The 412-nt window shown below is 69.9% G+C and carries 1 protein-coding gene; it reads left to right on the top strand.

Translation table 11 applies throughout. The annotated features are described in order from the left end of the window. The coding region (locus RVY79_RS17645) for an HAD family hydrolase (protein WP_317465793.1) at window positions 1-412 on the top strand (412 nt) is incomplete at both ends.

The following is a 412-nucleotide window of genomic DNA, read 5'->3' as shown; positions in this document are numbered from 1 at the left end:
CTGACCGAGGGCCGCCCGGTCCTGACCGACCTGGAGATTGCCGACGGCTTTGACCGCAACCAGGTGCTGGCGAAGGTCGCCGCCGTGGAATCGCGCTCGGAGCATCCGATCGCACGCGCCATCGTCGAGTCGGCCGTGGAAGGTGGCATCGCGCTGCCGACGATGACAGACTTCGATTCGGTCACGGGCATGGGCGTGCGCGCCACCGTGGACGGCGCGCGTGTCGAGGTCGGTGCCGATCGCTTCATGCGTGAGCTGGGGTTGGACGTGGGCGGCTTCGCTCGCACGGCCGAGCGCCTAGGCAACGAGGGCAAGTCGCCGCTGTACGCCTCGATCGACGGCCGGCTGGCCGCCATCATCGCGGTGGCCGATCCGATCAAGTCCAGCACGCCCGCGGCCATTGCCGCGCTGC

The organism is Chromohalobacter sp. HP20-39, from assembly GCF_033052815.1.
In the GTDB taxonomy this organism is placed as follows: Bacteria; Pseudomonadota; Gammaproteobacteria; order Pseudomonadales; family Halomonadaceae; genus Chromohalobacter.
The sequence above is the reverse complement of the archived record's forward strand: the minus strand, read 5'-3'. Positions and strand labels throughout refer to the sequence as shown.